This window comes from Bradyrhizobium sp. USDA 4449 (genome assembly GCF_054056275.1).
Map to the genome: position 1 here is coordinate 5,373,261 of NZ_JBSRYD010000001.1, position 11,810 is coordinate 5,385,070.

Sequence of the window (11,810 nt, forward strand, 5' to 3'; positions counted from 1 at the left end):
CGTCAACCCCACCGATGGGCTCCGATTCTCAGGCGATGCCGCAAGGTACGCCGAGGGTGGCGCTCATCCATAATTATTTGCGGCACGGCCGCAGGAAGGAGTTGGCATATGGCCACGGTGCAACTTCAAGGCATCCGCGAAGCCTTTACGTTCGACGACGTGCTGCTGAAGCCGGGCCTGTCTGACGTGATGCCGGGCGAGGTCGACATCCGCTCCCGCGTGACCCGCGCGATCCCCCTCAACATTCCGATCATGGCTTCGGCCATGGACACCGTCACCGAGGCCCGCATGGCGATCGCCATGGCGCAGGCCGGTGGCCTCGGCGTCATCCACCGCAATTTCGATCCCGAAGGCCAGGCCGCCCAGGTGCGGCAGGTCAAACGTTACGAGTCGGGCATGGTGGTGAATCCGCTCACCATCAGCCCCGAGGCCACGCTCGACGACGCGCTCAAGTTGATGAGCGACCACGGCATCTCCGGCATTCCGGTCGTCACCGGCGCCGGCAAGAACACGCCGGGCAAGCTGGTCGGCATCCTGACCAACCGCGATGTGCGCTTTGCCACCGACCGCCGGCAAAAAGTCTCCGAGCTGATGACGCACGAAAACCTCGTCACGGTGCGCGAGAATGTCAGCCAGGACGAAGCCAAGCGGATGCTGCATCATCATCGCATCGAGAAGCTGGTCGTCGTCGATGATCAGTATCGCTGCGTCGGCCTGATCACCGTCAAGGACATCGAGAAGGCAGTCGCGCATCCGCTCGCCTGCAAGGACGCGCAGGGCCGCCTGCGGGTCGCCGCGGCCACCACCGTCGGCGATAGCGGCTTCGAGCGCACCGAGCGCTTGATCGATGCCGGCGTCGATCTCGTCGTCGTCGATACCGCGCACGGCCATTCCCGCCACGTGCTGCATGCGGTCAACCGCATCAAGCGTCTCTCCAACTCGGTTCAGGTCGTCGCCGGCAATGTCGCGACGGCCGAAGGCGCTCAGGCACTGATCGACGCGGGTGCGGATTGCATCAAGGTCGGCATCGGTCCGGGCTCGATCTGCACCACGCGCATCGTCGCCGGCGTCGGCGTGCCGCAGCTCACCGCCATCATGGACGCGGTCGAGGCTGCCAGGAAGTCCGACATCCCCGTCATTGCCGACGGCGGCATCAAGTTCTCCGGCGATCTCGCCAAGGCGCTCGCCGCCGGTGCCGACATCGCGATGGTCGGTTCGCTGCTCGCCGGCACCGACGAGACGCCGGGCGAAGTTTTCCTGTGGCAGGGCCGTTCCTACAAGGCCTATCGCGGCATGGGCTCGGTCGGCGCGATGGCGCGCGGATCTGCCGACCGCTACTTCCAGCAGGACATCAAGGACACGCTCAAGCTCGTGCCTGAGGGCATCGAGGGCCAGGTGCCCTACAAGGGTCCGGTCGGCAATGTCATGCACCAGCTCGCCGGCGGCTTGCGCGCCGCCATGGGCTATGTCGGTGCCAAGGACATGAAGGAGCTGCACGACAAGGCGCAGTTCGTCCGCATCACCGGCGCGGGCTTGCGCGAAAGTCACGTCCACGACGTGACCATCACGCGCGAGGCGCCGAACTATCCGGGCGGGGGCTAGCCAAGCCGACGCAAGGTCACGTGATGTGATCGGCGGAGCGGAGTGGATCCGGCTCCCCGCATCCGGCCGCTTGCCGTTCATCAACGACCAGATCAGCGCGCTGCTTAAAATTCCAGCGAAGGATGGCGCCAGTCGCCTTGACGCGCCACGCCGGCTCCGCTTCCGTTGACGCCGAAACACAATTCGGAGGAAGCCATGTCCCAAGGCAGACGCATCGTTCTCGCCGCGCGTCCCGTCGGCGAACCAAAGTCATCCGATTTTCGCCTGGAGGAATTCGCACCTCCTTCGCCCGGCGCCGGCGAGGTGTTGCTGCGCACGATCTGGTTGTCGCTCGATCCCTATATGCGCGGGCGCATGAGCGAGGGGCCGTCCTACGCCGCGCCGGTGGCAATCGGCGGCGTCATGGAGGGCGAGGTGGTGAGCGAGGTGGCGGCCTCCAACAATCCTGACTTTGCCAAGGGCGACATCGTTCGTGCACGGAGCGGCTGGCAGACGCACGCAATCTCGAACGGCAAGGGTCTCATCAAGGTCGATCCCAAGCTCGGTCCGGTCTCGACCTCGATCGGCGTGCTCGGCATGCCCGGCATGACCGCCTACACGGGCCTGCTCGACATCGGCAAGCCGCAGGAAGGCGAGACCGTCGTCGTCGCCGGTGCTTCCGGCGCGGTCGGCTCGGCGGTCGGGCAGATTGCGAAGATCAAGGGGGCGCGTGCCGTCGGCATTGCCGGTGGCAAGGACAAGTGCGACTACGTGGTGAAGGAGCTCGGCTTTGATGCCTGCATCGATCATCGCGATCCCGATCTCGCCGCGAAGCTCAAGGACGCCTGCCCCGGGGGGATCGACGTTTATTTCGAGAATGTCGGCGGCGCCGTGTTCGAGGCTGTCTTCCCGCAGCTCAATGCGTTCGCGCGCGTGCCGGTCTGCGGCTTGATCGCACACTACAACGACACCGAAGCGAAGCCGCCGAAATGGGCGGGCGCGATGATGCGCAACATCCTCACCAAGCGGCTGACCTTCCGCGGCTTCATCGTCTCGGATTTCGCCTCGCGCCACGGCGATTTCCTGCGCGACATGTCGGGCTGGGTCCGCGACGGCAAGGTGAAGTACAAGGAGTTCGTCACCGAGGGCCTGGAGAGCGCCCCTGGCGCCTTCATCGGGCTCCTGAAGGGCGCCAATTTCGGCAAGCAGCTGGTCCGGGTCGGGCCGGACAAGGCTTGAACTTTCAAATCCTGGAACGTCTCGTGGCGGCTTGGAGCGTCGTACGATTGCTCCAGCGCCACACCCCGGCCCTCAATGGTTAACAAAGAGTGACCAATCGGCCACACCTGTCCGCAAATGGCGCAGCGTGTGAACGGCGGTTCATTGACGTCAGGGCGAAGGCATTGAATCATCGCGCATATTTAGGGTGTTGCGATGCTAGAGATCGGTATTTTCTGCGTAATCCTGCTGGCTGCCGCCTATTGGGCGGCCATGTACGTCATGGGCCGCCATGACGACGTCATCCACGGCAAGTTCGTGCACAGCGAGGACGAAGGCACGTCCGTGCAGCCTCGGATGCCGACACCTCCGCCGCGCTTCCCGAAACGCCCGGTCACGGCCGTCGAGCCCGCCAACATCAGGCCTGGCAATGATGTGGCGGGCAGCCCCGTGACCAGCGAAGCGTTGCAGTCGTTGCTCGCTGCGATTCAGCAGGACCTCAAGAACGTCGCCTGAGCGGCGCGCTCAGAGGCTGCCGGTGGCGGCGGCTCATGCGGCCTCCGGCGCGAATACGCGCAAGCGATGACCATCCGGATCGAGCGCGACGAAGGTCGTGCCGAAGTCCATTCGGGTGGGCGGCTGGGCGATGGCAAGTCCGCGCGTTTTCCAGGCGGTGTGCGTTTCCTCCACGGCGGCCGCGTCGGCGACCGTGAACGCCACCTCGCTGCAGCCAGGCTGCCCTGCGGTCTTCGGTTCGACGCTGGCGCGCGACCACAATCCGAGCATCACCCCATCGCGCAGGGGCAGCATGGCGAATGTCGGCGACTGCTCGATGATGGGGATGTCCAGCAACTCGCTATAGAACTTGGCGCTTGCACCCGGGCTTCCGACATGGAGCAACAGGAAGCTGAAGTCTGGCATGTGAGGTCTCCTTGTTCAGCGCTCTCTGACGTGAGCGCGATGCAGAAACCCATAGCGCGGCATGCTGTCAGTTTATGTCAGCAGCGTCGACCTCACTGTTCCGGCACGGCCTTCAGCGCCACCGCGCCGCACCAGCGCGCCCGCAGGCGAGGTCGCTGACGCGTTGGATCTGGGTGTCGCCGGGGGCTCCCCGGGAGCCGAAGTCGCTTGAGCGACCGGCAGTTGGTCGCGCGATCGGGAACGCCGGTTCAACTGGTCGATTGTCATGACCAGCACTGACGGCTAATGGACGCAGGCGGCGGCTTCCGCCCGATGGGAAAATCGATGTCCGTTCAAATGGTTTTGCTGCCGGTCTTCGCTCAGATCGGGCTCACCTTCGCGCTCCTGGTCGGCATGGTGTTCGGGCGGCGCAATGCGCTGGTCTCGGGCGAGACCAAGATCCGCGACATTGCACTGGGAGAGCCGAACTGGCCGAAGGGCGCCACGCAAATCGCCAATTGCTACCGCAACCAGTTCGAGCTGCCGGTGCTGTTCTACGCCCTGATCGCGCTGGCGCTGCCTTTGCGCCATGCCGATCTCTTCATCGTGCTGATGTCGTGGGTGTTCGTGGTGACGCGCTTTGCCCATGCGGGCGTGTTCGTCACCTCGAACAATTTCGGCCACCGCTCCTCGGTCTGGCTTGCCAGCGTGCTGGTGCTGCTGGCGATGTGGATTTACTTTGCACTGAAAATTCTGTTGCTGATCTGACGCTTACAAGTCGGATCTGATCTGAAAGATTCAAATGACTCCCGCTGCCCGGCTGTCCGCAGCCATCGAACTGATCGACACCATCGAGAAGGACCGCGTGCCTGCGGCCAAGGCGATGAAGGAGTGGGGCACCGCGCACCGCTTTGCCGGCTCCGGCGACCGCGCGGCCATTGCCGGCCTGGTCTGGGACGTGCTGCGACGTTACGCCTCGAGCGCGTTCCTGATGGACGCCGACACGGCCCGCGCACGGCTCATCGGCATGCTCCGCCTGGAGCGGAACATGGACACCGCGACCATGTCCGCGCTGTGCGACGGCAGCCGGTTTGCGCCCGAGCCGTTGACCGAGGCCGAGCAGGCCGCGCTCAGCCAGCGCTCGCTGAAAGATGCGCCGGCCGCGATTGCCGGCGACTATCCGGAATGGCTCGATTCGCATCTCGCCAAGGTGTTCGGGGAGGACCGCGTCGCGGAAGCCGCGGCGATGGCGAGCCGGGCGCCGCTGGATTTGCGCGTCAACACGCTAAAATCGAGCCGTGACAAGGTGCTAAAGGCGCTTGCTCATCTTCATGCGAAACCGACGCCATGGTCGCCAAATGGCCTGCGCATCGAGCTTTCGGCCGATGCGCGCAATCCGGGCATCCAGGCCGAGGAGGATTTCATCAAGGGCGGCGTTGAGGTGCAGGATGAAGGATCGCAGCTTGCGGCCCTGTTCACCGCGGCAAAGCCCGGCGAGCAGGTGATCGATCTCTGCGCCGGCGCCGGCGGCAAGACGCTGGCGTTGGCCGCGATGATGCAGGGCAAGGGCCGGCTGATCGCGACCGACAGCGACAAGCGCCAGCTCGCCCCCATTCACGAACGCCTGTCGCGTGCCGGCGTCCACAACGCCGACGTCCGCACACCCAAGGGCGACGCTGACCCGCTTGTCGATATCAGCGCCACGGCCGACCTCGTCGTCATCGATGCGCCATGCACGGGAACCGGGACCTGGCGCCGCAACCCCGACGCCAAATGGCGCATGCGCCCGGGTGCGCTGGAGATTCGTCTGAAGGATCAGGCCGAGGTGCTGGAGCGCGCGGTTCCGCTGGTGAAGGCGGGCGGCCGCATCGCCTACATCACCTGCTCGGTATTGTCCGAGGAGAACGGTGAGCAGGTGAGGGCCTTCGTCGCCAAGCATCCCGGGTTCACGGTGGTGCCGCCGGAGCAGACTGCAAGCGTGCTCTGGGACAAGGCCGAGGCGTTTGCCGAAGCCGCACTGCAATCAGCCGAAGGCTGGCTGATGACGCCCCGCCGTACCGGCACGGACGGGTTCTTCGTCTCGGTGCTGAAGAAGGCGGGCTGATTGCCAAACAAAAACCCCGCGAACCGGGTCCCGGTCGCGGGGCTTCTGAACTCGACGATTCTGACCGGTACGTCCGCGATCAGATCGCGAATGTCGCGGTCAACTAGCCGGCGCGGAGGTTGTCGGCCGAGGACTTGCCGCTGCGGCGATCCGCAACGATGTCGAAGGAGACCTTCTGGCCCTCGTTGAGGGTCGACAGACCGGCACGCTCGACGGCGCTGATGTGAACGAAGACGTCCTTTGCGCCGTCATCCGGCTGGATGAAGCCAAAGCCCTTTTGGTTGTTGAACCACTTCACGGTGCCCATTGCCATAGTCATTTCCTTTCAATTGACGATGCACTCAGGGGGACAAATGCGCATCGCTGCGCCCATCGTCCCGGTTGGTCGATTTTGGAGAAATACCTGAAACGTGCTCGTCCATTGAAATAAGACGGAGCGGCCCAGTCGTTCGGCCAAGGATCGATGCTCACAATCTAGCGATTTTTTGGGGCGACTTCAAGGCGGCACGCGCTGGTGGCGAGCCAGCCAAGCTTTGCTATTTTGCGCTGCACACCCGCCTGGTTCCGTCAATCCACGATGAAAAGCGTCGCGCCGACGGATGTCGACGAGCGATGCGCGGCATCACCGAAATCCGAGACCTGGTAGCTCATCCCGGGCGTCAGCTTGAATTTGCGCCCGTCGCGCAGCTCGCTGTCGAGCTCACCCGCGAGCACGTAGAGGACGTGGCCACGGTCGCACCAGTGATCGGCGAGATAGCCCGGCGAATACTCGACCATCCGCACCCTGAGATCGCCGATATCAACGGTCCGCCATTTGGCTTCGCCGGTCTCGCCGGGATGCGTGGTGACCTCGACCTTGCTCCAGTCGGTGACGGTGAAGGGCGAGGTGGGGAGCTTCATGGGGGTAGGTCCTGTTTCAGCGCCGGCGATGCCTGTGTAACGCACGCGCGCGCCGCAGTCTCCGTCATTGCTGAGAGCACGTGTCAATGCGGCAAATGATTAGCCGATCCCTGCACGATCAGCCCCGCATCATTCACCCGCAGATACTCGCAGATCTTCTTCCCGCGCTCGTTTTCGTAAAACACCACCAGGCTGTCCGGGCTGACATACACGTCGATCAGGGTGAAGTGCAGGTTCGGGATCAACCCCAGCGCCTTGCTCCAATAGGCCCGCAAGCTCTCCTTGCCGCGCACGGTGCCGCTGGCATCGAATCCCAACCCCGGGATGCGATCCGAGGTCATCACGATCGCGTCGTCATAGAGCGTCAGCACGCGCTCGAGATCGCGCGCATTCCAGGCCTCGACCCAGGTCCGGCCGAGCGCGGCAAGTGTTGATGGCGGATGGAGCTTCGACATGGCGTTCTCCCTGATGGGCCCCGGTTCAGTGGGGCAATTAGGTCAATAATACTTACCTATATCGATCTGTCCATCCCCAAAGAAGCATGTGGGCGCGCGCTGACGCGCGGTTGCGAGCCAAGGGCTCATCGCGTATTGGCTTGCCATGACAGCAGCACAGAACGACCGCTCCGCGTCGACGCCTTCGGTGGCCTCGGCGCACGACAAGATTCTCATCGTCGACTTCGGCAGCCAGGTGACGCAGCTGATTGCGCGTCGCGTGCGCGAGGACGGCGTCTATTGCGAGATCGTCCCGTTCAACAAGGCCGAAGCCGCCTTCAACGAGATGAAGCCGAAAGCGGTGATACTCTCCGGCGGCCCTGAATCGGTGCATGAGGCCGGCTCGCCCCGCGCCCCGCAGGCGATCTTCGAGTCCGGCGTGCCCGTGATGGGCATCTGCTACGGCCAGATGACCATGGCGGCCCAGTTGGGCGGCACCGTCGAGGGCGGCCATCACCGCGAATTCGGCCGCGCCGATGTCGAGGTGAAGGCCGAGAGCAAGCTGTTCGAGGACGTCTGGTCGTCGGGCAGCAAGAACCGGGTCTGGATGAGCCATGGCGACCGCATCACCAGGATGCCGCCGGGCTTCTCGGTGGCCGGCACCTCGCCGAACGCGCCGTTCGCGATCATCCAGGACGAGGCGCGCAGATATTACGGCCTGATGTTCCACCCCGAAGTGGTGCACACGCCCGACGGCGCCAAGCTGATCCGCAACTTCGTCCGCAAGATCGCAGGCCTCTCCGGCGACTGGACCATGCGCGCCTTCCGCGAGGAGGAGATCGCGAAAATCCGCCAGCAGGTCGGCAAGGGCAAGGTGATCTGCGGGCTCTCCGGCGGCGTCGATTCCGCCGTCGCGGCCGTGCTGATCCACGAGGCCATCGGCGACCAGCTCACCTGCGTGTTCGTCGATCACGGCCTGCTGCGTCTCGACGAGGCCAAGACCGTCGTCGACCTGTTCCGCCACCACTACAACATCCCGCTGGTGCACGTGGATGCCTCGAAAGAGTTTTTGGGCGAGCTCGAAGGCGTCACCGACCCCGAAACCAAGCGCAAGACCATCGGCCGCCTCTTCATCGAGGTGTTCGAGCAGGAGGCCAAGAAGATCGGCGGCGCCGACTTCCTCGCGCAAGGCACGCTCTACCCTGACGTGATCGAGAGCGTCTCCTTCACCGGCGGTCCCTCGGTGACGATCAAGTCGCACCACAACGTCGGCGGCCTGCCTGAACGCATGAACATGAAGCTCGTCGAGCCCCTGCGCGAGCTGTTCAAGGACGAGGTGCGCAAGCTCGGCCGCGAACTCGGCCTGCCCGAAATCTTCGTCGGTCGCCACCCGTTCCCGGGCCCCGGCCTTGCGATCCGCTGCCCCGGCGACATCACGAAAGACAAGCTCGACATCCTGCGCAAGGCCGATGCCGTCTACATCGACCAGATCAGGAAGCACGGCCTGTATGACGAGATCTGGCAGGCTTTTGCCGTGCTGCTCCCCGTCAAGACCGTCGGCGTCATGGGCGACGGCCGCACCTACGACTACGTCGTGGGCTTGCGCGCCGTCACCTCAACCGACGGCATGACCGCCGACTTCTACCAGTTCGACATGAAGTTTCTGGGCGAGACGGCGACGCGCATCATCAACGAGGTGAAGGGGGTGAACCGGGTGGTGTACGACGTGACGAGCAAGCCGCCCGGGACGATCGAGTGGGAGTAGGGGCACGCCTATTGGATCCCTGAGCCGCAGGGCGTAGGATGGGTAGAGCGTAGCGAAACCCATCGTGCTTGCAAAGACGGGATTGATGGGTATCGCTGCGCTCCACCCATCCTACGAGTTGGCGCTTGCCTTGAGCGTCGATGCCGACGTCTGAACGACACATCGCGATTTCGCCGGTTGGGGTGTCGCGTCGTGGTCGACGCCGAGCCTCATGCGTGCATGTGCGGCGGCCAACTAGCTAATTCTCCGCCAGCGCGTAGGATGGGTAGAGCGTAGCGAAACCCATCGTGTCTGCAAAGACGGGATTGATGGGTATCGCTGCGCTCCACCCATCCTACGAGCTATGCTTCGCATCCTCTCGCAGGCAACGCGGCCAACGATCCCGTGACGCTGCCGGCGTATATGGCGCTGGCGAAGGCGTTGATGGTGGCATGAACGATGATACGCGCCGAAAAATCGGAACCGATCCTGCATTTTCGAAGTGCGGCGAAGCTCGAAGCGTATATGTCCGCCGAGCCTCGAACGTCTCCAGGTTGCTGGCTCAAGTTAGCCAGGGCCGGGGCGGCCAGGACGACCATCACCAAACAGGATGCGATAGAGACCGCGCTCTGCTGCGGCTGGATCGACGGTCAACTGGCGCCGTTTGATGCCGAGTATTTCCTGGTCCGAATGACGCCCCGTCGGCGAGGCAGTCGTTGGTCCCAAAAGAATCGCGATGCGGCCGACCGGTTGCTGGCACAAGGCCGGATCCGGCCGGCCGGGCTTGCGGAGATCGAGGCCGCAAAAGCCGATGGGCGCTGGGCCGGCGCCTACGCCTCGCAGGGAAAGGCCGAAGTGCCGGCAGATCTGGCCGCGGCGCTCAAGCGCAACAAGCCGGCTGCAGCGTTCTTCGAAGAACTGGATCGCGCGAACCGCTACTCCATCATCTACCGGGTGAATGACGCAAAGCGTCCGGAAACACGGGCGGAGCGGATCACGAAATTCGTCGCCATGCTCGCCCGTGGCGAAACTCTTCACCCCCGAAAAGCCGGCGCGTCGGCGGTGACAGCCAAGAAGGGAAAGCGCGGATAGAGCAGGCGGGTTGGCCTGTCGGGGCAATTGTGCGTTGTTGTGTAACTGCGTCCTACGTACTTGCGGGGGATTACATATGGGTGTATGTAACGGCTATGAGCCATATCAGCATCCGCGATTTGCAGAAGATCTCCGGCGAGGCGATCGGCGCGTTGCCCGGTCCTACGCCGGTCAAGTCGGGAGAGCGGACAGTCGGCCTTCTCATCCCGCTCAAAGCGGCCGATCCGGATCGGCTCGCTGCGGTGTTGGCGCGTGCCGAGAAGCTGGCGAAGCGACGCGATCCCGCCGCGGACGACGCGGCGCTCGCCGAGTTCGGCGAGGTCGATCCGGTCGATTGGTCCGTCTCGGCCGTGAAGGCTTTGAAGGCCGAGGCTTTGACGGCCAAGTCGAAAGCATGAGGCGCCCGTCGCCCACGATTGTCATCGACGCAGCCATTCTCATTGCCGCCGTGCGGGGCCGCAGCTCCGGCGCGCTGTTGGCGGCCGCTGCTGGCGCGATCCTCGTGACGACGGACCGCGTTGTCCAGGAAGCGCGACGCCGTATCACGTTGGGATTGCAGCGTCCGGAGCTGATCGAGGTGCTCGATGCACTCGTGGAGGCGCTGACGATCGTTCCCGTAGCTGCATTGGAATCCATGCTCGCCCGGTGCGAAGCGACGCTCCGGGACGCCGTGCCGAGCCGCAACGGGTCCGAGCGCGACGCGCATGTGCTGGCGCTCGCCTGGAGCGTCGACGCGGACGTTTGGACGACTGACCGCGACTTCGCCGGTACGGGCGTTGCGACCTGGTCGACGCCGAACCTCATCCGGGCGCTTGCGGAGACCGAGTAGCCAATTCGCCTACTGGCGGCCCTCGTATTCCAAACCGCAAGATCGGTCGAGCACGCCATGGCCATGATCGCCTAACTCAGGCCGCCACGGAGGAGGGACGATGACGGCGGCACTGCAAAACTATCGGGCCCGGATGCGGCGGGTGCTGGATCATATCGACCGGCATCTCGACGCTGATCTGGACCTGGAGAGCCTGAGCGGCGTTGCGGCCTTCTCGAAATTCCATTTCCACCGGCAGTTCATGGCGACCTTCGGGGTGTCGGTGCATCGTTATGTCCAGCTCGCCCGCATGCAGCGCGCGTCCTACCAGCTGGCCTATGACGGGGCGCTTGGCGTGACCGAGATCGCGATGGATGCCGGATACGACGCGCCCGATGCTTTCGCCCGCGCCTTTCGGCAACGGTTCGGGCAATCGCCGTCGTCGTTCCGGAAAGCGCCGGATTGGGACTCGTGGCTTGCGGCCTTCGGGCCTCTCGAAGATGCAAGGAGCAAGCTGATGAGAAGTTTTGACAGTAACGACGTGACGATCCGCGATGTGCCGGCGACCAGGGTCGCGATCATGGAGCATCGAGGCAACCCCGCGACGCTGGGCGCCAGCGTCCAGCGCTTCATCGCCTGGCGCAAGGCTGCCGGTCTGCACCCCAGCACAAATCCAACCTTCACGATCTGGCGCTCGGAGGGACGGCCTGCGCAGCCGGCCGATTACAGCGTCGACCTCTGCGTCGGCACTGACCAGCCGATCGCCACTGAAGGCGAAGACATCAAGGCCGGCGAGATCCCCGGCGGACGCTGTGCCGTGCTGCGCGTCGTCGGCCACACCGACAATCTCGAGCCTGCCGCACTCTACCTCTACCGCGACTGGCTTCCGGCCAGCGGCGAGGAGGTGCGCGACTTCCCGATCTACTGCCAGCGGCTGAGCTTCTTTCCTGACGTGCCGGCGCATGAGACGGTCGCGGAGCTGTTTTTGCCGCTGAAATAGTCAGGACGATCGAACGGATGGTCATCATC

At 64.3% G+C, this 11,810-nt stretch carries 14 protein-coding genes; 10 read left to right on the forward strand and 4 right to left on the reverse strand.

The window, feature by feature from the left end; translation table 11 throughout:
- Positions 1-108 precede the first annotated feature (108 nt).
- The 3 genes from guaB (at position 109) to ACVIIW_RS24985 (ending at position 3,315) form a co-directional block, all read left to right on the forward strand.
- Positions 109-1,602: an IMP dehydrogenase gene (guaB, locus tag ACVIIW_RS24975; RefSeq protein ID WP_456703168.1), complete on the forward strand. Its 1,494-nt coding sequence runs from the start codon at positions 109-111 to the stop codon at positions 1,600-1,602.
- Between the two features lie 195 nt (positions 1,603-1,797).
- Positions 1,798-2,820 carry an NADP-dependent oxidoreductase gene (locus tag ACVIIW_RS24980; RefSeq protein WP_456703169.1) on the forward strand — a complete coding sequence of 341 codons (1,023 nt, stop codon included), beginning with the start codon at positions 1,798-1,800 and terminating at the stop codon, positions 2,818-2,820.
- Between the two features lie 195 nt (positions 2,821-3,015).
- Positions 3,016-3,315: a hypothetical protein gene (locus tag ACVIIW_RS24985; protein WP_456703170.1), complete on the forward strand. Its 300-nt coding sequence runs from the start codon at positions 3,016-3,018 to the stop codon at positions 3,313-3,315.
- Positions 3,316-3,348: 33 nt separating this feature from the next.
- On the opposite strand, the gene ACVIIW_RS24990 is transcribed toward ACVIIW_RS24985, so the two are convergent.
- Complete coding sequence (locus ACVIIW_RS24990) at positions 3,349-3,720, reverse strand: VOC family protein (RefSeq protein WP_456703171.1); 372 nt, start codon at positions 3,718-3,720, stop codon at positions 3,349-3,351.
- Positions 3,721-4,044: 324 nt separating this feature from the next.
- Here ACVIIW_RS24990 and ACVIIW_RS24995 point away from each other — a divergent pair, with 324 nt between their 5' ends.
- Both ACVIIW_RS24995 and ACVIIW_RS25000 read left to right on the forward strand, forming a co-directional pair.
- Positions 4,045-4,467, forward strand: a complete 423-nt coding sequence (locus tag ACVIIW_RS24995; protein ID WP_456703172.1) for an MAPEG family protein — start codon at positions 4,045-4,047, stop codon at positions 4,465-4,467.
- Between the two features lie 34 nt (positions 4,468-4,501).
- Positions 4,502-5,803 (forward strand): RsmB/NOP family class I SAM-dependent RNA methyltransferase, encoded by a 1,302-nt coding sequence (locus ACVIIW_RS25000; protein WP_456703173.1) that lies wholly within the window; start codon positions 4,502-4,504, stop codon positions 5,801-5,803.
- Between the two features lie 103 nt (positions 5,804-5,906).
- Here ACVIIW_RS25000 and ACVIIW_RS25005 read toward each other — a convergent pair whose 3' ends face one another.
- The 3 genes from ACVIIW_RS25005 to ACVIIW_RS25015 form a co-directional block, all read right to left on the reverse strand.
- Positions 5,907-6,116 (reverse strand): cold-shock protein, encoded by a 210-nt coding sequence (locus ACVIIW_RS25005; protein ID WP_027532363.1) that lies wholly within the window; start codon positions 6,114-6,116, stop codon positions 5,907-5,909.
- A 254-nt stretch (positions 6,117-6,370) separates the two neighbouring features.
- On the reverse strand, positions 6,371-6,703 hold the full coding sequence (locus ACVIIW_RS25010) for a DHCW motif cupin fold protein (protein ID WP_092236368.1): 333 nt from the start codon (positions 6,701-6,703) through the stop codon (positions 6,371-6,373).
- A gap of 83 nt (positions 6,704-6,786) precedes the next feature.
- Positions 6,787-7,158, reverse strand: a complete 372-nt coding sequence (locus ACVIIW_RS25015; protein ID WP_456703174.1) for a nuclear transport factor 2 family protein — start codon at positions 7,156-7,158, stop codon at positions 6,787-6,789.
- Between the two features lie 145 nt (positions 7,159-7,303).
- On the opposite strand from ACVIIW_RS25015, the gene guaA reads away from it, so the two are divergent.
- The 5 genes from guaA to ACVIIW_RS25040 all read left to right on the forward strand — a co-directional run bounded on the left by guaA (position 7,304) and on the right by ACVIIW_RS25040 (position 11,781).
- Positions 7,304-8,902: a glutamine-hydrolyzing GMP synthase gene (gene guaA, locus ACVIIW_RS25020; RefSeq protein WP_456703175.1), complete on the forward strand. Its 1,599-nt coding sequence runs from the start codon at positions 7,304-7,306 to the stop codon at positions 8,900-8,902.
- Between the two features lie 438 nt (positions 8,903-9,340).
- Complete coding sequence (locus ACVIIW_RS25025; RefSeq protein WP_456703176.1) at positions 9,341-9,973, forward strand: YdeI/OmpD-associated family protein; 633 nt, start codon at positions 9,341-9,343, stop codon at positions 9,971-9,973.
- A gap of 95 nt (positions 9,974-10,068) precedes the next feature.
- A complete protein-coding gene (locus tag ACVIIW_RS25030) occupies positions 10,069-10,371 on the forward strand; it encodes a hypothetical protein (protein WP_456703177.1) in 303 nt (100 codons plus the stop codon).
- Positions 10,368-10,802 (forward strand): PIN domain-containing protein, encoded by a 435-nt coding sequence (locus ACVIIW_RS25035; protein ID WP_456703178.1) that lies wholly within the window; start codon positions 10,368-10,370, stop codon positions 10,800-10,802. The genes ACVIIW_RS25030 and ACVIIW_RS25035 overlap by 4 nt, the downstream gene beginning before the upstream one ends.
- Positions 10,803-10,902: 100 nt before the next feature.
- Positions 10,903-11,781, forward strand: a complete 879-nt coding sequence (locus ACVIIW_RS25040; protein WP_456703179.1) for an AraC family transcriptional regulator — start codon at positions 10,903-10,905, stop codon at positions 11,779-11,781.
- Positions 11,782-11,810 lie beyond the last annotated feature (29 nt).

Coding starts and splice junctions, on each gene's coding strand:
- guaB (WP_456703168.1), top strand. CDS start 109: ATGGCCACGGTGCAACTTCAAGGCATCCGCGAAGCCTTTACGTTCGAC.
- ACVIIW_RS24980 (WP_456703169.1), top strand. CDS start 1,798: ATGTCCCAAGGCAGACGCATCGTTCTCGCCGCGCGTCCCGTCGGCGAA.
- ACVIIW_RS24985 (WP_456703170.1), top strand. CDS start 3,016: ATGCTAGAGATCGGTATTTTCTGCGTAATCCTGCTGGCTGCCGCCTAT.
- ACVIIW_RS24990 (WP_456703171.1), bottom strand. CDS start 3,720: ATGCCAGACTTCAGCTTCCTGTTGCTCCATGTCGGAAGCCCGGGTGCA.
- ACVIIW_RS24995 (WP_456703172.1), top strand. CDS start 4,045: ATGTCCGTTCAAATGGTTTTGCTGCCGGTCTTCGCTCAGATCGGGCTC.
- ACVIIW_RS25000 (WP_456703173.1), top strand. CDS start 4,502: ATGACTCCCGCTGCCCGGCTGTCCGCAGCCATCGAACTGATCGACACC.
- ACVIIW_RS25005 (WP_027532363.1), bottom strand. CDS start 6,116: ATGGCAATGGGCACCGTGAAGTGGTTCAACAACCAAAAGGGCTTTGGC.
- ACVIIW_RS25010 (WP_092236368.1), bottom strand. CDS start 6,703: ATGAAGCTCCCCACCTCGCCCTTCACCGTCACCGACTGGAGCAAGGTC.
- ACVIIW_RS25015 (WP_456703174.1), bottom strand. CDS start 7,158: ATGTCGAAGCTCCATCCGCCATCAACACTTGCCGCGCTCGGCCGGACC.
- guaA (WP_456703175.1), top strand. CDS start 7,304: ATGACAGCAGCACAGAACGACCGCTCCGCGTCGACGCCTTCGGTGGCC.
- ACVIIW_RS25025 (WP_456703176.1), top strand. CDS start 9,341: ATGATACGCGCCGAAAAATCGGAACCGATCCTGCATTTTCGAAGTGCG.
- ACVIIW_RS25030 (WP_456703177.1), top strand. CDS start 10,069: ATGAGCCATATCAGCATCCGCGATTTGCAGAAGATCTCCGGCGAGGCG.
- ACVIIW_RS25035 (WP_456703178.1), top strand. CDS start 10,368: ATGAGGCGCCCGTCGCCCACGATTGTCATCGACGCAGCCATTCTCATT.
- ACVIIW_RS25040 (WP_456703179.1), top strand. CDS start 10,903: ATGACGGCGGCACTGCAAAACTATCGGGCCCGGATGCGGCGGGTGCTG.